The organism is Prescottella defluvii, assembly GCF_000738775.1.
GTDB lineage: Bacteria > Actinomycetota > Actinomycetes > Mycobacteriales > Mycobacteriaceae > Prescottella > Prescottella defluvii.
This window is the reverse complement of record NZ_JPOC01000035.1, coordinates 1-17,656: the sequence shown is the minus strand read 5'-3', so window position 1 is coordinate 17,656 and position 17,656 is coordinate 1. Positions and strand designations below refer to the sequence as shown.

Annotated in this window: 17 protein-coding genes and 1 tRNA gene; 9 read left to right on the top strand and 9 right to left on the bottom strand. The window is 67.8% G+C overall.

The features are described from left to right. Positions 1–38: 38 nt before the first annotated feature. The gene (locus IJ15_RS0113680) at positions 39–1,136 is read right to left on the bottom strand and encodes an isocitrate/isopropylmalate dehydrogenase family protein (RefSeq protein WP_051918865.1); all 1,098 of its coding nucleotides are present in this window, start codon (positions 1,134–1,136) and stop codon (positions 39–41) included. Positions 1,137–1,155: 19 nt separating this feature from the next. On the opposite strand from IJ15_RS0113680, the gene IJ15_RS0113675 reads away from it, so the two are divergent. Both IJ15_RS0113675 and trxA read left to right on the top strand, forming a co-directional pair. After that, positions 1,156–1,683, top strand: coding sequence for a 2'-5' RNA ligase family protein (locus IJ15_RS0113675; RefSeq protein ID WP_031938906.1), 528 nt, complete (start codon positions 1,156–1,158; stop codon positions 1,681–1,683). A gap of 125 nt (positions 1,684–1,808) precedes the next feature. Next, positions 1,809–2,180: a thioredoxin gene (trxA, locus tag IJ15_RS0113670; protein ID WP_031938905.1), complete on the top strand. Its 372-nt coding sequence runs from the start codon at positions 1,809–1,811 to the stop codon at positions 2,178–2,180. 45 nt (positions 2,181–2,225) lie between these two features. On the opposite strand, the gene polA is transcribed toward trxA, so the two are convergent. Then, positions 2,226–4,973, bottom strand: a complete 2,748-nt coding sequence (polA, locus tag IJ15_RS0113665) for a DNA polymerase I (RefSeq protein ID WP_031938904.1) — start codon at positions 4,971–4,973, stop codon at positions 2,226–2,228. Between the two features lie 92 nt (positions 4,974–5,065). Further along, positions 5,066–5,686 carry an ANTAR domain-containing response regulator gene (locus IJ15_RS0113660; protein ID WP_031938903.1) on the bottom strand — a complete coding sequence of 207 codons (621 nt, stop codon included), beginning with the start codon at positions 5,684–5,686 and terminating at the stop codon, positions 5,066–5,068. Positions 5,687–5,795: 109 nt separating this feature from the next. Here IJ15_RS0113660 and IJ15_RS0113655 point away from each other — a divergent pair. The 3 genes from IJ15_RS0113655 to IJ15_RS0113645 all read left to right on the top strand — a co-directional run bounded on the left by IJ15_RS0113655 (position 5,796) and on the right by IJ15_RS0113645 (position 6,943). Beyond that, positions 5,796–5,872, top strand: a tRNA-Leu gene (locus IJ15_RS0113655). 192 nt (positions 5,873–6,064) lie between these two features. Further along, on the top strand, positions 6,065–6,424 hold the full coding sequence (locus tag IJ15_RS0113650) for a hypothetical protein (protein ID WP_031938902.1): 360 nt from the start codon (positions 6,065–6,067) through the stop codon (positions 6,422–6,424). 57 nt (positions 6,425–6,481) lie between these two features. Next, complete coding sequence (locus tag IJ15_RS0113645; protein ID WP_031938901.1) at positions 6,482–6,943, top strand: SRPBCC family protein; 462 nt, start codon at positions 6,482–6,484, stop codon at positions 6,941–6,943. A gap of 36 nt (positions 6,944–6,979) precedes the next feature. Here IJ15_RS0113645 and IJ15_RS0113640 read toward each other — a convergent pair whose 3' ends face one another. Beyond that, on the bottom strand, positions 6,980–7,795 hold the full coding sequence (locus IJ15_RS0113640) for an alpha/beta fold hydrolase (RefSeq protein ID WP_197059823.1): 816 nt from the start codon (positions 7,793–7,795) through the stop codon (positions 6,980–6,982). Positions 7,796–8,226: 431 nt separating this feature from the next. On the opposite strand from IJ15_RS0113640, the gene IJ15_RS0113635 reads away from it, so the two are divergent. The 4 genes from IJ15_RS0113635 (at position 8,227) to IJ15_RS0113620 (ending at position 11,359) form a co-directional block, all read left to right on the top strand. Next, positions 8,227–8,679: a Zn-ribbon domain-containing OB-fold protein gene (locus tag IJ15_RS0113635; protein ID WP_031938899.1), complete on the top strand. Its 453-nt coding sequence runs from the start codon at positions 8,227–8,229 to the stop codon at positions 8,677–8,679. Beyond that, complete coding sequence (locus tag IJ15_RS0113630; RefSeq protein WP_031938898.1) at positions 8,676–9,869, top strand: lipid-transfer protein; 1,194 nt, start codon at positions 8,676–8,678, stop codon at positions 9,867–9,869. The genes IJ15_RS0113635 and IJ15_RS0113630 overlap by 4 nt, the downstream gene beginning before the upstream one ends. Positions 9,870–9,938: 69 nt before the next feature. After that, positions 9,939–10,598 carry a cysteine hydrolase family protein gene (locus IJ15_RS0113625; RefSeq protein ID WP_031938897.1) on the top strand — a complete coding sequence of 220 codons (660 nt, stop codon included), beginning with the start codon at positions 9,939–9,941 and terminating at the stop codon, positions 10,596–10,598. Between the two features lie 431 nt (positions 10,599–11,029). Then, positions 11,030–11,359, top strand: coding sequence for a transglycosylase family protein (locus IJ15_RS0113620; protein WP_031938896.1), 330 nt, complete (start codon positions 11,030–11,032; stop codon positions 11,357–11,359). Positions 11,360–11,427: 68 nt separating this feature from the next. Here IJ15_RS0113620 and IJ15_RS0113615 read toward each other — a convergent pair whose 3' ends face one another. The 5 genes from IJ15_RS0113615 to IJ15_RS24880 form a co-directional block, all read right to left on the bottom strand. Then, entirely contained in the window at positions 11,428–13,281 is a 1,854-nt protein-coding gene (locus IJ15_RS0113615) for an ABC transporter ATP-binding protein/permease (RefSeq protein WP_031938895.1), read from the bottom strand. A gap of 94 nt (positions 13,282–13,375) precedes the next feature. After that, the gene (locus tag IJ15_RS0113610) at positions 13,376–14,272 is read right to left on the bottom strand and encodes an acyl-CoA thioesterase II (protein WP_031938894.1); all 897 of its coding nucleotides are present in this window, start codon (positions 14,270–14,272) and stop codon (positions 13,376–13,378) included. 15 nt (positions 14,273–14,287) lie between these two features. Continuing rightward, on the bottom strand, positions 14,288–15,706 hold the full coding sequence (gene pyk, locus IJ15_RS0113605; protein ID WP_081880727.1) for a pyruvate kinase: 1,419 nt from the start codon (positions 15,704–15,706) through the stop codon (positions 14,288–14,290). Between the two features lie 72 nt (positions 15,707–15,778). Next, positions 15,779–17,284, bottom strand: coding sequence for a glutamate synthase subunit beta (locus tag IJ15_RS0113600; protein ID WP_031938892.1), 1,506 nt, complete (start codon positions 17,282–17,284; stop codon positions 15,779–15,781). Beyond that, a partial coding sequence (locus IJ15_RS24880; protein ID WP_037135480.1) for a GltB/FmdC/FwdC-like GXGXG domain-containing protein occupies positions 17,277–17,656 on the bottom strand: 380 nt, incomplete at its 5' end. The genes IJ15_RS0113600 and IJ15_RS24880, both read right to left, overlap by 8 nt.

Genomic DNA, 17,656 nt, shown 5'->3' with positions numbered 1-17,656 from the left:
CTACTGGCTCGACGCCCTACCACGGAAGTTGATCATGGTCAACGCCTGAACACCCGCGCGATCACCGATTCCGTGAACTCGCTCGTCGATGCGAGCCCGCCCAGATCCGCGGTGGCCACGCCCGCCTCGACGGTGCGTTCGACGGCGCTGCGGATCCTCGCGCCCGCGGCGGCGAATCTCTGGTCGTGTCCGGTCGACGCCAGCCAGTCGAGGAGCATCGCCGCCGACAGCATCAGCGCCGTCGGGTTGGCACGGTTGCGTCCGGAGATGTCCGGGGCGGCGCCGTGCGCCGCCTGCGCCATCGCCTTCGATCCCGACGCGTTGATCGACGCCGCCGTGCCGAGCGACCCCGACAACTCCGCGGCCAGGTCCGACAGGATGTCCCCGAACATGTTCTCGGTGACGACGACGTCGTACTCCTCGCCGCGGCGCACCAGGTACGCGGCCGTCGCATCGACGTGCTCGTCGTCGAGTCGGACGTCCGGGTAGTGCGCGCCCACCTCCCGGCAGACGTCCCGGAACAGACCGGTGGTGGCGCGGAGGACGTTGGCCTTGTGCACCACCGTCACTCGCCGGCGTCGGCGGCGCGCGAGATCGAAGGCGGTGTGCGCGATCCGCTCGCACGCGTGCCGGGTCACCACCGCGACCGCCATCGCGACGTCGGGGGTGGGCATGAACTCGCCGCTGCCGGCGAACATGTTCCGGTCGGCGTAGAAGCCTTCGGTGTTCTCCCGGACGATGACGAGATCCATGTGCGGCGACATCGCGCGCACACCTGGCAGTGCCCGCGCCGGGCGGATGTTCGCGTAGAGGTCGAACCGCTTGCGGATCATCCCGCCGGGCGTCAATTGCGTCCGGAACGGCTCGGGATACGACGCGCTGTCGTGTGGGCCGAGGATCCACGAATCGAGTTCGGCGAGGGCGACGAGGGTGCTCTCGGGCGTCGGTGACCCGTGAGTGGCGATCGCGTCGCGTCCGATCGGGAGGGGCACCCACTCCACCCCGCCGAGTCCCACCGCGGCCACCGCCGCGTCGACGACGTCCCGGGTGGCCGGCACGATTTCGCGTCCGATGCCGTCGCCTTGCAGCAGACCGATCCGCGATTTCGGCAGATCTCCTGTACTCGCGCTCCCCATCAGGCAATCATTACTCACGATGGTCCAGTCCGTGGAGTTGCTGCTCGACCGCGATGTCGACGCGACCGTACGAGCCGAGTGGCGTCGGCTGTCGTCGGCGCGCCTACCGAGTCAGGACCGCATCACCGCGGAGTCCAATCGGCCGCACATCACGCTCGGCGTCGCGCACCGGGTTCCTCCCGAAGTGGAGGTCGCGCTGGTCCGCGAATTGCCGTCGGCCCCGCTGTCCCTGCGCCTCGGTGGTGTCGTGGTGTTCGGCAGCCGCCGGCTCACTCTCGCCCGACTGGTGGTGCCGACCACCGAGCTGCTGACTCTCCAGCGGATCGTCTACGAACTGATCGTCGACTGCGAGGGTGTGCCCTCACACATCGTTCCGGGCGAGTGGACGCCGCACGTGACGCTGTCGCGGCGGATCCAGGCGACGGATCTCGGGACCGCGATCGTGGTGACGAGAGCCGGGAGCCGGGACGTCGTCGGCCGGTCGTACGGCATCCGACGGTGGGATTCGGACGCCAAACGTGAGTGGCTGATCACACGGCAGCCCTGATCCGACGCGGCCGACGATCTCGCGCCGTTCGGATGCGGAAGAATTCGCGGAACGGGAGCGTTGAACGGGCCAACGGGCCGATCATCCTGAACGACTCCCCGACGATTCCCACCGGAAGGACCCCTGTGGCTACGCAGACTCTGACTCAGCAGAACTTCAAGCAGATCGTCGACGACAACGACATCGTTCTCGTCGACTTCTGGGCTTCGTGGTGCGGGCCGTGCCGCTCCTTCGCGCCCACGTTCGAGGCTTCCGCCGAGAAGCACACCGACGTCGTCCACGGCAAGGTCGACACCGAGGCGGAGCAGGAGTTCGCTGCCGGTGCCGGGATCCGTTCGATCCCGACCATCATGGCGTTCCGCGAGGGTGTGCTGGTGTTCAACCAGGCCGGCGCCCTGCCCCCCGCCGCGCTCGAGGACCTGATCACCCAGATCAAGGCCCTGGACATGGACGAGGTGCGCAAGCAGATCGCCGAGCAGGCGCCGTCGGGGAACTGACCGAACACCTCACGCAGCAACCTCTGGGACGCCGGCCGGCGCACGTCAGTGCGCGGCGGCGTCCCAGCTGCGTCCGGTGCCGACCGACACCTCGAGCGGCACCGACAGTTCGATGGCCGACGCCATCTTGTCCCGCACCAACTGCTCGACCCGCTCGCGCTCGCCGGCGGCGACTTCGAGGACCAGTTCGTCGTGCACCTGCAGCAGCATCCGCGACGCGAACCCACCGTCCTGCAGCGCGCGCTGGACGTCGATCATCGCCACCTTGATGATGTCGGCCGCCGTGCCCTGGATGGGCGCGTTGAGCGCGGCACGCTCGGCGACCTCACGGCGCTGACGGTTGTCGCTGGTGAGGTCGGGCAGGTACCGGCGACGACCGAACAGGGTCTCGGTGTACCCGACCTTGCGGGCCTGCTCGACGACCTCGTGCAGGTAGTCGCGGACGCCGCCGAACCGCGCGAAGTACGCGTCCATCTGCTGCTTGGCCTCGTCGGTGGAGATCTTGAGCTGCGAGGCCAGGCCGAACGCACTCAGTCCGTAGGCCAGGCCGTACGACATCGCCTTGACCCGGCGACGCAGTTCCGGCGTGACCTCGTCCATCGGCACACCGAATGCGCGGGAGCCCACGAAACTGTGCAGGTCCTCCCCCGTGTTGAACGCCTCGATCAGGCCCTCGTCGCGCGACAGGTGGGCCATGATCCGCATCTCGATCTGGCTGTAGTCGGCGGTGAGCAGCGTCTCGAAGCCGTCGCCGACGACGAAGCCGTCGCGGATCTGCCGGCCCGCGTCGGTCCGAACCGGAATGTTCTGCAGATTCGGCTCGGTGGACGACAGGCGTCCGGTGGCCGCGACGGTCTGGTTGAACGTGGTGTGGATCCGGCCGTCGTCGGCGACGGTCTTGAGCAGTCCGTCGACGGTCACCTTCAGGCGCGTCGCGTCGCGGTGCGCGAGCAGGTGCTCGAGGAACGGGTGCTGGGTCTTCTCGAACAGCGACTGCAGCGCGTCGGCATCGGTGGTGTAGCCGGTCTTGGTCTTCTTCGTCTTCGGCATCTCGAGCTCGTCGAAGAGCACCACCTGCAGCTGCTTCGGCGAGCCCAGGTTGATCTGCTTGCCGATCACCTCGTACGCCGCCTCGGCGGCCTCTGCGACGCGGGCCGCGAACGTGCTCTGCAGGTCGTACAGGTGTGCCGTGTCGACGGCGATGCCGGTCGCCTCGAGTTCGGCGAGCACCGCGAGCAACGGGAGCTCCATGTCGGCGAGCAGTCCGGTGCCCTCGATGTCGGCGAGTTCGGTGTCCAACGCGGCCGCGAGGTCGACGACGGCCCGCGCCCGCAGAATCTCGCCCTCGGCCGCCTCCGCGTCCGCCGCCTCTTCGTCGTCGAGCAGCGAAAGCTGTTGCTGGCCGGACTCTTCCACCCGAAGCTCCCGCTTGAGGTACCGCAGCGACAGGTCGTCGAGGTTGAAGGTGCGCTGCCCGGGTCGCACCAGGTAGGCGGCCAGCGCGGTGTCACTGGTCAGCCCTGCCAGCGTCCACCCCCGGCCCCACAGGGCGTGCATCGCCCGCTTCGCCTCGTGCAGGGCCTTGGGCTGCGCCGGGTCGGCGAGCCACGCAACGAGCGCCGCCTCGTCCTCGGGGGTCACCGTGGCCGCCGGAATGTAGGCGCCCTCACCGTCGGAGGCCGCGATCGCAATCGCGGTGACGTCGCCCCCGTAGGGGGTGCCCGCGCCGACGACGGACAGCCCGTGCCGCTCACCGGTCGACGCGTGGTCCGCGATCCACGCGGCGACCTCGCCGGGCTCCAGTGCCCGACCGCGAACCTCGAAGCCCTCCTCGGCCTCCGGTTCGGCGGAGGCCAGGGTCGCGAAGAGCCGGTCCCGCAGCACCTTGAACTCCAGGTCGTCGAACAGCGCGTGGATCCGCTCCCGGTCCCACGGAGCGAGCGCCAACTGGTCCGGCGTGTAGGGCAACGCCACGTCGCGCACCATCTCGGTGAGCTGACGGTTGAGGACCACGGCGGGCAGATTCGCCCGCAGCGACTCACCCACCTTGCCCTTGACCTTGTCGACCTCGTTCACCAGGTTCTCGAAGGACCCGTACTCCCGGATCCACTTGGCGGCGGTCTTCTCCCCGACACCCGGGATGCCCGGGAGGTTGTCGCTGGGGTCGCCGCGCAGGGCCGCGTAGTCGGGGTACTGCTGCGGGGTGAGCCCGTACTTCTCCTCGACCGCTTCGGGGGTGAAGCGGGTGAGGTCCGAGACGCCCTTGCGGGGGTACAGCACGGTGACGTCGTCGGTCACCAACTGCAGCGCGTCCCGGTCGCCGGTCACGACCAGCACCCGGTAGCCGAGAGCAGTCGCCTGCGTCGTGAGCGTGGCGATCACGTCGTCGGCCTCGAAGCCCTCGATTGCCATCACCGGGATGCCCATCGCGCCCAGGACGTCCTTGGTGATCTCGACCTGACCCTTGAACTCGTCCGGAGTCTTGCTGCGGTTCGCCTTGTATTCGGGGAACGCCTCCGCACGGAAGGTCTGCCGCGAGACGTCGAACGCGGCCGCGACATGCGTGGGCTGCTCGTCGCGCAGCAGGTTGATCAGCATCGACGTGAACCCGTAGACCGCATTGGTGGTCTGCCCACTCTGCGTCTTGAAGTTCTCGGCCGGCAGCGCGAAGAAGGCGCGGTAGGCGAGCGAGTGCCCGTCGAGCAGCAGCAGCGTCGGCCGCGCCGCGCCGGACGCGTCGGAGGTGTCGGCGGCAATCGAGGGCGAGGACGAGGGCGTGGATGCGGGGCTCACGGTTGACCAGTCTAGGGAGCCGTGCCGACAGCGCAGCCCTTCGTCCCCGCGCGTCGGCCCGCGGGCGGGCTCAGGACACCGTCGGACCGCCCTCAATCACCCGCGGTGTCGGCACCCAGCGTGTCGAGGACCACCTCGGCGACGGCCTTCATCGTCGTCCGACGATCCATCGCGGCGCGCTGCATCCACTTGAACGCCTCGGGCTCGGACAATCCCTGGGACTGCATCAGAATGCCCTTGGCGCGTTCGATCACCTTGCGGGTCTCGAGCCGATCCGACAGGTTCGCGACCTCGCGTTCGAGCAACGCGATCTCCGCGAACCGGCTCGCCGCCAACTCGACCGCCGGCACCAGGTCCGCCTTCGAGAAGGGCTTCACGAGGTACGCCATGGCGCCCGCATCACGCGCCCGCTCGACCAGCTCGCGCTGACTGAACGCAGTCAGGATCACCACCGGCGCAATCCTTTTCGCGGCGATCTCCGATGCCGCATCGATCCCGTCGCGGCGCGGCATCTTCACGTCCATGATCACCAGATCCGGACGCAACTCCTCCGCCAACTCGACGGCCCGCTGGCCGTCGCCGGCCTCACCGACGACGTCGTAGCCCTCCTCACGAAGCATCTCGACCAGGTCGAGCCTGATCAACGCCTCGTCTTCCGCCACCACCACACGCCGCGGCTGTCGTTCGGCACCCTGCGTGGCGGAGGCATTCATAGTCACCAATCTCCTCGAGTAGGCGCCCGCTGATCGGGGCGCGAACGGTTCGAGGGTACCGGTGGTTTGACTGGGGCCCGCGATCTTCTAGAGTAGGAACGCGCAACACGCCCTCGTATCCCAATTGGCAGAGGAAACGGATTCAAAACCCGTGCAGTGTGAGTTCGAGTCTCACCGAGGGCACCACGAAACACCACGGAACCGACAAGATCATCAGCCGGGGTTCACCGCGAACGTGGGACCCCCGGGATACCTATGAACCGAACCGGTACCTCATTCCGTTGCCTACTCCGAATACCGAGGGACACAACGGTCGACGGCACCGAGGATCTCGTGTCGCCGCGCAGTCCTCGCCGCCAGATCTGATAGCAAGACATCATGTGGCTGAACCGGATCGTGGCGATCGTGCTGGCGATCGCGTGCGCAGCAAGCCTGGGGCGACATCTGGTCGATGCGGCCGACGCACCCGGGTGGACATTCGCCTACCTCGAACTCTGCGTCGTGGCCGCGGCCGTCGCGGCCGTGCAACTCCTGCGCAACGCCGAGCGCGAGCCCGCCCTGTTCGCTGCTCTGGCCTACACGGCTTTCGGCGCGATCGTCATCGTCGGTGACGCGATAGCGGGTGACCACACCCGCGCCGTCATCACCGCGGTGACCCTGCCCCTCGTCCCGGGGTTCCTCCTCGGGGAGCCGCGCACGCGAGGGTGGATCAACCGAATGGCCACGTACCGCACCTGAACTGTCGGCCCTCGCCTCTAGGCTGAACTCGACCAGTACCGATCCGGGAGGTTCCCTGTGCCACCGAACGAGGTCCATCTGAGCCGTGAGATCGACGCGTCACCCGAGGCTGTGTGGCGGGTTCTCACCGATATCGATCACACCGCCGACACGCTGACCGGGGTGTCACGCATCGAACGGGTCGCGGGAACCGGGTACGACGTGGGCACACGCTGGCGGGAGACGCGGCGGATGATGGGCAAGGAGGCCACCGAGGAGATGTGGGTCTCCGAGGTGGATCCGCCGCGTCGGACCGTCGTCGAGGCAACCTCGTCGGGCACCGCCTATCGGACGACGTTCGAGCTCACCGGGCGCGACGGTCGAACCGATCTGACGATGACGTTCTCCGCCCGCCCCGACAATCCGACGCTGTTCACCCGACTGATGACGCTGCTGTTCGGGCGACTCGGTATGCGGGTCACGACGAAGGTGATGACGCAGGACCTCGACGACATCGCCGCGAGGGCTGAACGGCCCTGACCTGCACGCTCAACCGAGTACCCGTAGTCGATCCGATCATGCCGCCTCGGCGAGCGAATCCAGGATCGCACGATAGTGCAGGTGCGCGAAGAAGTGGCCACCCGTTCCGATGTTCAAGGTGGACTTGGGAATTCGATTGGCCAACTCGGTGACCCATTCCTTCGGGACGAGCCGGTCGGCATCGCCCCACCACACGTCGACCGGCACCTCGAGGTCCTCCGGAGCGAATCCCCAGGGCCGCGCCCACGCCCGGTAGTCCTCGACGACACCGGACGGGATGCGCAACCCTTCGCCGGTCATCGCGACGTAGTCCTCGAGATCGTTTCCGACGACCTCGGCGTCGGCCGACCCGAGTGTGCGGGCGAGCAGACGCGCGAACCGCTTCGGCATCGACCGTGACAGGAGTGACATCCCGTGGAACCATCCGGTTGCCAACCGGGGACTCCGTTGCGACAGACAGGTACACCAGCGGTCCATCGCTCCCAGCCGCGAGATCGCATCGTCCTCGGCCAACGGCAACGCCCCGGAGACGATGGCGACGCGACTGATCCTCGGCCCCAACGCGTAGCCCAGGCCGGCGGCGTACTGACCGCCCATCGACCAGCCCAGAACACCCACGCGTTCGACCCCGAGGCGATCGAGCAGTTCCTCGACGTCCGCCGCCCAGTCCAGCACCGTGCGGCCCGGGCTGGGATCGGACAGACCGATCCCGGGACGATCGGGAGAGATGAGCCGGATCCCGGCCGCCTCAGCCACGGGCGCCGCCGCACGGACGTCGAGCCGACACGACAATTCGCCGTGGGCATTGACCACGACGAAGCCGTCTGCGGGTCCGTAGTCGGCGAATCCCATCGACCGACCGTCACGCAGACTGATCACCCGATCCTCAGGCCTGACAGTCACTCTGGGCACAACGCACCTCCGACGTCCGCATCACGATAACGGTCGGTCGCCCGACTGTGACGGACTTCGCCACTTCGAGTTTCCGGCCGTGTCGGCGCAGGCCAGGCGACTGCCGGGCCCCACTGCGCGGCGCCCTTCGACGACCGTGTCGCTTTTGGTCGTTTGTTCGGATTCCGTCGAGCCGACGGCGCTGCACGAGTCCCGCTGGGCGGACACCCACGACGGAATCCGGTCGCCGCGCAGTCCGCCGATCCGGACCGCCGTCCGGTGGATGGGATCGCACATCGGGAATCAGTTAACTCATGCAATACTGCAACCCGTTCCGACGCCGGTCGCCGACCAGACCGGCCGATCAGGCTCGACAAGCAGATGAGGTTTGCATGAGCGACACCGCCACACCGGCCGTAGAGGGCTGGTTCACCACCGGGCCGGAGCCGGCCCTGATCGGCACCAAGTGCCGGTCCTGCGGCACGATTTCGTTCCCGCGGGAGACCACCTTCTGCAAGAATCCGGCGTGCTCCGGCGAAGAGTTCGACGACGTCGAGCTGTCGCGCTTCGGCACGGTGTGGTCGTACACCGATGCGCAGTACAAGCCGCCGGCGCCGTACATCGCGACGACGGATCCGTACGTGCCGTTCGCGCTCGCCGCAGTCGAGCTGCCCGAGGGACTGGTCGTGCTCGGTCAGGTCGCCGACGGCTTCGGTGTCAAGGACCTCAAGGTGGGCAACCCGGTGGAACTGGTCGTCGAGACCCTCTACACGGACGAGACGGGCGACCGCAGCATCTGGCGTTGGAAGCCGGTCGCGGCAGCGCAGAACGGGGCACAGGCATGAGCAAGAACGATGTGGCCGTCCTCGGTGTCGGCATGCACGCGTGGGGCAAGTGGGGCCACTCCTTCGTCAAGTACGGCGTGGCCGCTGCCCGTGCGGCACTGGCCGATTCGGGCATCGACTGGCAGGACGTCGACCTGATCGTCGGCGGCGAGACGGTCCGCAACGGCTACGGCGGCTACGTCGCCGGCGCGACGTTCGCACAGGCGCTCGGCTGGAACGGCGCCCGTGTCGCGACGTCGTACGCGGCGTGCGCGACGGGTGCGCAGGCACTCGACACCGCCCGGGCCCGCATCCTCGCCGGCCTGTCCGACGTCGCGCTCGTCGTCGGCGCCGACACCACTCCGAAGGGCTTCCTGGCTCCGGTCGCCGGTGAGCGCTGGGACGACCCGGACTGGCTGCGTTTCCGCCTGATGGGCATGACGAACCCGGCGTACTTCGCGCTCAACGCGCGTCGTCGTATCGACCTGTACGGCGCGACGGTCGAGGACTTCGCGGCGGTCAAGGTCAAGAACGCCAAGCACGGCCTCAACAACCCGTACGCGCGCTACCGCAAGGAAGTTTCGGCGGCCGACGTGCTCGCGTCGCCCGTGGTCGCGGATCCGCTGCACCTGCTCGACATCTGCGCGACGTCGGACGGTGGCGCAGCCATCATCCTGACCTCGATGGAATACGCCCGCAAGAAGGGCATCGTGGATCCCGTTCGGATCAAGGCGATTTCGACTGTCACACCGACGTTCCCGCAGACCATCATGGACATGCCGAACTTCTCGACGGAGTCGGCGTCCGCGGTCCCCGCACCCGAGCGCACGTTCAAGGAGTCGATCGGCGACGCGGCCTACGAAGAGGCCGGCATCTCGCCCGAGGACGTCGACGTCGCGGAGGTCTACGACCTCGCCACGTCCGTCGAGCTCGACTGGATCGAGGACCTGGGACTGTGCAAGCGCGGCGAGGCCGAGCACCTGCTGCGCGCCGGTGACACCACGATCGGTGGCCGGATCCCGGTCAACCCGTCCGGTGGTCTCGCCTGCTTCGGCGAAGCCGTTCCGGCACAGGCACTCGCACAGGTCTGCGAGCTCACCTGGCAGCTCCGCGGCCAGGCCGAGGGACGCCAGGTCGAGGGTGCGCGCGTCGGCATCACCGCCAACCAGGGCCTGTTCGGCCACGGCTCCTCGGTGATCGTCTCCGCCTGACCGATACCCGGCGGCATCGAAGCGCCCTTCTCCCCACCGGGAGAGGGGCGCTTCGCTATGTTCGACGGCATGACGGACACGGCGGACACCCTCGACGATCACGTTCGCCCACATCTTGATTCGTCCGCACTCGTGGTCATCGACATGCAGAACGACTTCATGGACGAGGGGGCGCTCCCGGTTCCCGGAACCGCTGCGCTGCTCCCCAACCTGGTCTACCTCATCGACGCGTACCGCCGGGCCCGGCGCCCCATCGTGCACGTCGTTCGGATCTACGCCGGCGACGACGTCGACCTCGTGCGGCGGGCGGCCGTCACTCGTGACGGCGCACCGCTGGCGCGGCCGGGTACCGCCGGCTCACAGGTGGTCGCCGGTCTCCTACCGGCCGACTCGGGGCCACTCGAGCCTGGACTCCTCGTGGAGGGCGGGTTCCAGGCGGTCGGCCCGTCCGAGACCGCCATGTGGAAACCACGCTGGAGCGCGTTCCACCGGGCCCGCCTGGACGAGCACCTGTCCGGACTCGACGTCGACACCGTTGTCGTCGCCGGCTGTAATTTCCCGAACTGCCCGCGCGCCACCCTCTTCGATGCGAGCGCACATGACTACCGGACCATCCTCGCCTCCGACGCAACATCCCAGGTCACCCCCGATCACCTCACCGACGCCCAGTCGATCGGAGTGGTGCCGATGCCTGTAGCAGCGATCGCCGCCCGCCTCGGCACCGTGTGAAACGGTCTATCACGCGGGATCCTCACAGTTGCGCAGTTCGCCACGGGCGCACGGTTTCTGGCCGTGTGGTCGCTTCACGCACCTCCAGATGTGACCCCCATCACCACGTTGCAGGTGACCCTGATCACGAATTGCACCGTAGTCCAAACCGAGAATCGGGCCCGTTCCGGTCGCCTACCTCCCGATACCGCCGGGCGCCGAGCGTCATCGTGGACGGCCGTACCGGAAAATCGACGGGTGACGCCGCACCCGATCCGACCTAGCGTCGTCAACGGCTCGACACGAACGAGCCACTGCCGTCCCGCTTCTCGTATCACTGCCCCGCGGGACCAGATTCGAAGACCTTCCAGGGCAGAAGCGAGGAAATCGCTTCCGGCGCCCACCGACGGGCCCCGGAACCCTCGTCATCCACCACGGAGAGGACATCACGCATGGCTGACATCACTGTCAAACGCGCACTCGGCACCGTCGCCGCCACCGCCGCGATGATCGCAGCACCACTGGTCATAGGCGCCGGCACGGCCACCGCCGCCTCCGGCGACTGGGATGCCGTCGCACAATGCGAAAGCGGCGGCAACTGGGGCGCGAACACGGGCAACGGCTACTACGGCGGCCTGCAGTTCAGCGCCGGAACATGGAGCGCCAACGGCGGATCCGGCCTTCCACATCACAGCTCGCGCGAGGAACAGATCCGGGTTGCCGAGAGCGTCCTGGCGACCCAGGGCAGTGGGGCGTGGCCGTCCTGCGGCGGGTACCTGTGATTCGTCCCTGAGCGAAGGGATCCTTCATGCGCTCTCAGCGTGTGAAGGGTCCCTTCAGCTCGGCAGGGTCAGTTGACCGTCACCGCCGAGAGTCGCCAGGGTCCGTCGCCGAGCAGTTCGAGTTGCCGGGTGTGGTGCTGGTCGACGGTGCTGCGGTGGCTGACGCTCACGAGCATGCAGTCCGGCACTCGTTCACGGATCAGGTGGTAGAGCGCGAACTCGAGGCCCTCGTCGACCGCCGACGTCGCCTCGTCGAGGAAGACGACCTGCGGGCAGATCAGCAGGATGCGGGCGAAGGCGATGCGCTGCTGCTCGCCGGGCGACAGGATCTTCGCCCAGTCCGCTTCCTCGTCCAGGCGGTCGGCGAGGTTGCCGAGTTGGACCGACTGCAGCGCCTCGACGATCCGGGTGTCGGTGAGGTCGTCGGGGGCTGCCGGATACGCGACGGCGCGGCGCAGATCCCCGAGCGGCAGGTAGGGAAGTTGGGACAGGAACAGCGCACCCTGCCCGGTGGGGCGGCGCACCCGGCCGTCGACGAACGGCCACATCTCGGCGAGGGCACGCAGCAGTGTCGTCTTACCGCTGCCCGACGGTCCCTTCACCAGCAGCGCCTCGCCCGGTTCGAGGTGCACGTCGAGGCGGTCGATCAGCACTCGCCCGTCGGGTGTGCGGACCGACACCCGGTCCAGGTCCACCGAACCGTCGTGTCGCTGGGTGCGCAGAGTCGGGAGTTGTCGGGACTTCTCGTCGGCGTCGAGCAGTCCGTCGAGCCGGATCAGGCTGGCCCGGTACCCGGCGAACACGTCGTACGACTGACGGAAGAACGACAGCGCGTCCGAGACCTGGCCGAACGCCTGCGCGCTCTGGGTGATGTCGCCGAGGGTGATGGTGCCGGCGAAGAATCGGGGTGCCTGGATGACGATCGGGAACACGACGGAGACCTGACTGACGCCCAGGTTGAAGCCGTTGAACTTCAGGGTCCGGAAGACGGTCTGCCACGCGTTGGCGATCACGCCGGCGAACCTGCCGAGTAGTCCGTGTTTCTCGACGCCCTCGCCGCGGTAGAAGGCGACGTTCTCGGCGCTGTCCCGCAGACGCACCAGGGCGTAGCGGAAGTTTGCGGTCAACCTTTCCTTCAGGAAGGTCAGCGAGATCAGCGGGCGGCCGATCCAGAACGCGATCACGGTGGCGGTCAGGATGTACGCGTAGACGAGCACGACCATGGCTCGGGGTATCTCGATCCCGAGAATCTCCATCGGACCGGACAGGTCCCACAGGATCCCGGTGAAGGACACCACCGTCACCACCGAACTGACCAGACCCATCGACAGGCTCTGCGTCGTGGTGGCGACCTCGGTGATGTCGGCCTCGATCCGCTGGTCCGGGTTGTCGATCGACTTGTCGATGAACCGTCCGCGGTAGTAGGCCCGGCCGCCGAGCCAGTCGGTGGTGACCCGATCGGTGAGCCAGCCGCGCCACAGGATCTCGAGCGCCTGCGCCACGTACTGGGCCAGCAGGGTCCGCACCACGTGCACGGTCGCGAGCACCGTGAACACCACGATCGACCGCCAGAACAGCGATTTCGCGTCGTCGAGCATGACGGGGTCACCGGCCTGGATGCCCTGCGCGATCAACTGCAGCGAGGTGTACATCTCGTTGCTCTGATACGACAGCAACACCATCACCCGGACGCCCAGGATCGTCAGGAACAGCAACACCACGATCAGCGACCACGGGCGCCAGCTGTCCCGCGTCGAGAAGTAGCGTCCGGTGATTCGCCAGAACTGCCGACCCCATCGGGTGTGCCGGGCGAGCAGGGCGCCGACCACCACGAAGCACACCAGTGCCAGCACGAACGCCCGGGAGGTCCACAGCACACTGGCCACGACTTCGTGGTTCCAGTCGATCGGTTCGTTTCGCATGAGGCTCCCCCATCAGGGATGGCATGCCGTGAATCGCGAACCAGAATTCTATCCGCCCCGGTGACCGCCGAGGAGACTCATGACCGAACCGGCTTCACCGCCGGGCCGGAAAGTGCCGAATGACGCCTTCCTGCACCACAGTTGCGATCAGCTGACCGTCGTGTGTGAAGAAGCGACCGGTCGCGAGGCCACGCGAACCGGCCGCAACCGGCGATTCGGTGGAGTACAGCGCCCACTCGTCGAACCGGAAGGGGCGATGGAACCAGATCGAGTGGTTGACCGTCGCGGCGACGATGCGATCCAGCCCCCACGACAGGCCGTGGGTGGTGAGGATCGAATCCAGCACGGTGGTGTCCGACGAATACGCCAGCGCCGCGGTGTGTACTCGGGAATCGTCGGGCAGGGCGCCGTCCGTGCGCATCCAGACCCGGTTGTGGGTCAGTCGTTCGCCCGAGTCCCGGAGCACCCACGTGGGGTCGTTGGCGTACCGCATCTCGATCGGTTTGAGGGCGTCGACGAACATCCGCAGCCGATCCTCGTACCCGACGAGGTGGTCCCCGATCGACGGCAACGCGTCCGGCCCCGCCACGTCGGGGATGTCGACGCTGTGTTCGAGACCCGTGCCCCAGTCCTGGAACGCAGCGAACATCGAGAACAGGACATTGCCGTCCTGGTACGCGGTCACCTGACGGTTCGCGAACGCCCGCCCGTCGCGATGACGGTCGACGCGGTACTCGATCGGCGCCTTCACGTCGCCCCCGCGGATGAAGTGGGCGTTGATCGCGTGGACCGGACGGTCGCCGTCGACCGTCCGTCCCGCCGCGACCAACGCCTGCGACACCAGTTGGCCGCCGAACGTGCGGCTGCCGACCTGCTCGGGGTGCCGACCGAGGTAGGTGTCCTCGCCGATCTGCTCGAGATCCAGCAACGCCAGCAGCGTCTCCAGATCGGCCGATCTCGACGGACGTAATCCTGTCCCCGCGTCGGTCACCCGAGTAGCCCCCTTCTAGTGGTCTTCCTCCCCGATCCGGTGCACGTGGATCAGGTTGGTCGAGCCTACTGTGCCGGGCGGGGAGCCGGCGACGATGACCACGAGGTCACCCTTGTTGTAGCGGCCGAGCGAGAGCAGCGCGTGATCGACCTGCGTGAACATCTGATCGGTCGACGCGACCGCCTCGACGATGAACGTCTCGGTACCCCACGACAGCGCCAGCTGGCGGCGCACCGCCTCGAGCGGCGTGAATGCCAGCAGCGGCAGCGGCGAGTGCAGGCGCGCCAACCGTCGGACCGTGTCACCGGACTGCGTGAACGCCACCAGCGCCTTCGCATCGAGACGCTCACCGATGTCGCGGGCACCGTAGGAGATGACACCGCGCTTGGTGCGGGGCACGTGGGTCAGCGGCGGAACGCGCGCCGGATCGGTCTCGACGGCCTGGAGGATCCGGGCCATCGTCTGCACCGTCTCCATCACGTACTTGCCGACCGACGTCTCACCCGAGAGCATCACTGCGTCCGCGCCGTCGAGCACCGCGTTCGCGACGTCCGACGCCTCGGCGCGGGTGGGCCGCGAGTTCTCGATCATGGATTCGAGCATCTGCGTCGCGACGATCACCGGCTTCGCGTTCTCGCGGGCGATCTGGATGGCACGCTTCTGCACCAGCGGAACCTGCTCGAGCGGAAGTTCGACGCCCAGGTCGCCGCGGGCGACCATGACCGCGTCGAATGCCAGCACGACGGCCTCGAGATTCTCGATCGCCTCGGGCTTCTCGAGCTTCGCGATGACCGGGACGCGTCGACCGACACGATCCATCACGGCATGCACCAGTTCGACGTCCGCCGGTGACCGCACGAACGACAGCGCGATGAAGTCGACACCGAGCGACAGCGCGAACTCGAGATCGGCGACGTCCTTCTCGGACATCGCCGGAACCGACACGTTCATGCCGGGCAGCGACACGCCCTTGTTGTTGCTGACCGGACCACCCTCGGTGACCCGGCACACGACATCGTCGCCATCGACGGCCTCGACCACCAGGCCGACCTTGCCGTCGTCGACGAGTAACCGGTCCCCTGGCTGCGCGTCCTGCGCGAGCTGCTTGTACGTGGTCGAGACGCGGTCGTGCGTGCCCTCGCAGTCCTCGACGGTGATGCGGATCTGCTCGCCGGTCTCCCAGTACGTCTTGCCCTCGACGAACCGGCCGAGACGGATCTTGGGGCCCTGCAGGTCGGCGAGAATGCCGACCGCGCGTCCCGTCACCTCGGATGCGGCACGCACCCGCCGATAGTTGTCCTCGTGATCGGAGTGATCACCGTGGCTGAAGTTCAGCCGCGCTACGTCCATCCCGCTCTCGACGAGCTCACGTACACGGTCGCCAGAGGCAGTCGCAGGGCCAAGTGTGCAGACAATCTTCGTACGTCGGGTCACGGGGAAAGCCTAGTCAATGTGAGGAACGAACTCTATTCGGCAGGGGAACGTACGGTGACGACCCGATGACCGTCAGACGACGGTCAGCGGGAGTGCCGTCGGATGGACGGGGGCGGGCAGTTCCGAACTCCCGGTCAGGTAGACGTCGACGCCGCGTGCAGCGGACCGCCCCTCCGCGATGGCCCACACGACCAGGGATGCCCCACGGTGTGCGTCACCACACACGAAAACGCCGGGAGTCGCCGTCTGCCAATCGGATCCGCACGAGAGCGATCCTCGACGATTGGTCCCGAGTTCCAGGTCGTCGAGCAACGGTCCCGGTTCGACCCCTTCGAATCCGATTGCGAAAAGCGCGAGGTCGCAAGGCAGTTCGATCTCCTCACCGACCGGCACGATCACCCTTCTGCCCGAATCGTCACGCCCCAGCCGAACCTCCGCGAGGATCATCGACCTCACGTGACCGTCGGCGTCACCGAGGAAGCGCTGGACCGCAACCTCGTATCGGCGCACGCCGCCCTCCGCATGCGCCGGGGACGTACGCAGCACCATCGGCCAGGCCGGCCACGGAGTGGCGGATTCGTCCCGTTCCGCGGGCAGGGCCGGGTGGTAGTCCAGTTGAGTGACGGACGACGCACCCTGCCGGTGCGCGGTTCCGAGGCAGTCCGCTCCGGTGTCGCCGCCGCCGATGATCACGACGTGTTTGCCGCGCGCGGTGACCGGCGTCGGACCGTCACCCTCGCACTCGTGGTTGGAGGCGACGAGGTACTCCATCGCCAGGTGCACACCGTCCAGATCGCGGCCCACGACGTCGCGGTTGTCCCGCGCGTACAGGGCCCCCGTGGCGAGCACGACGGCCTCGTATCTCTCGCGCAGCGCCGACACCGACAGGTCGATGCCCACCTCGACCTCGGTGACGAAATGTGTTCCCTCCACTCGCATCTGGGTCAGCCGCTGGTCCACCACCGACTTCTCGAGCTTGAACTCGGGAATCCCGTACCGCAGCAGACCCCCGAGTCGGTCGTCGCGCTCGTACACCGTCACCTCGTGTCCGACGCGGGTGAGTTGTTGCGCCGCAGCAAGTCCGGCAGGTCCCGAGCCGACGACGGCGATGTGCCGTCCGCTGCCGAGCGCCGGCAGCACCGGCCCCACGTCGCCCTTCTCCCAGGCGGTATCGGCGATCGCCTGCTCGATCCGCTTGATCGTGACGCTGCCGGTGGTGTGGGTGTCGGCGAGCGAGAGCACGCAGGCGGCCTCGCACGGTGCCGGGCACACCCGCCCCGTGAACTCCGGGAAGTTGTTGGTCGCGTGCAACCGTTCCGCCGCCGCGCCCCACCGACCGCGGCGCACCAGGTCGTTCCATTCGGGAATCAGGTTCCCCAGGGGACATCCAGCGCTGCCGGAGTGACAGAACGGGATGCCGCAGTCCATGCACCGCCGGGCCTGCTCGGACACCTCCCGGGCACGGTCCTCGGCCGACTGCGGCTCGTACACTTCACGCCAGTCGTGGACCCGTTCCTCCACGGGGCGCTTGCGCGCCTCCTGCTTGCCGACGTGTAGGAAACCCTGCGGATCAGCCACGTGCCGCCTCCATGATCGCGGTGTCGACGTCCAACCCTTCGGCCCGTGCCATCCGGGTCGCCTCGAGCACCCGCTGGTAGTCGACGGGCATCACCTTCGTGAACAGTGCCGACCGCCGCGGCCAATCGGCCAGCACCGACGCCGCCACCGCGGACCCCGTCCACCGCAGATGCTGTTCCACCACCACCCGCAGCCACTGCAGATCGTCACCGTTCGGTGTCTGCAACGTCACCATCGCCGTGTTGATCTTCGACGGGTCCGGATCCAGGACGAAGGCGATCCCGCCCGACATGCCCGCGGCGAAGTTCCGGCCGATCGGCCCGAGCACCACGACCCGGCCCCCGGTCATGTACTCGCACGCGTGGTCGCCGA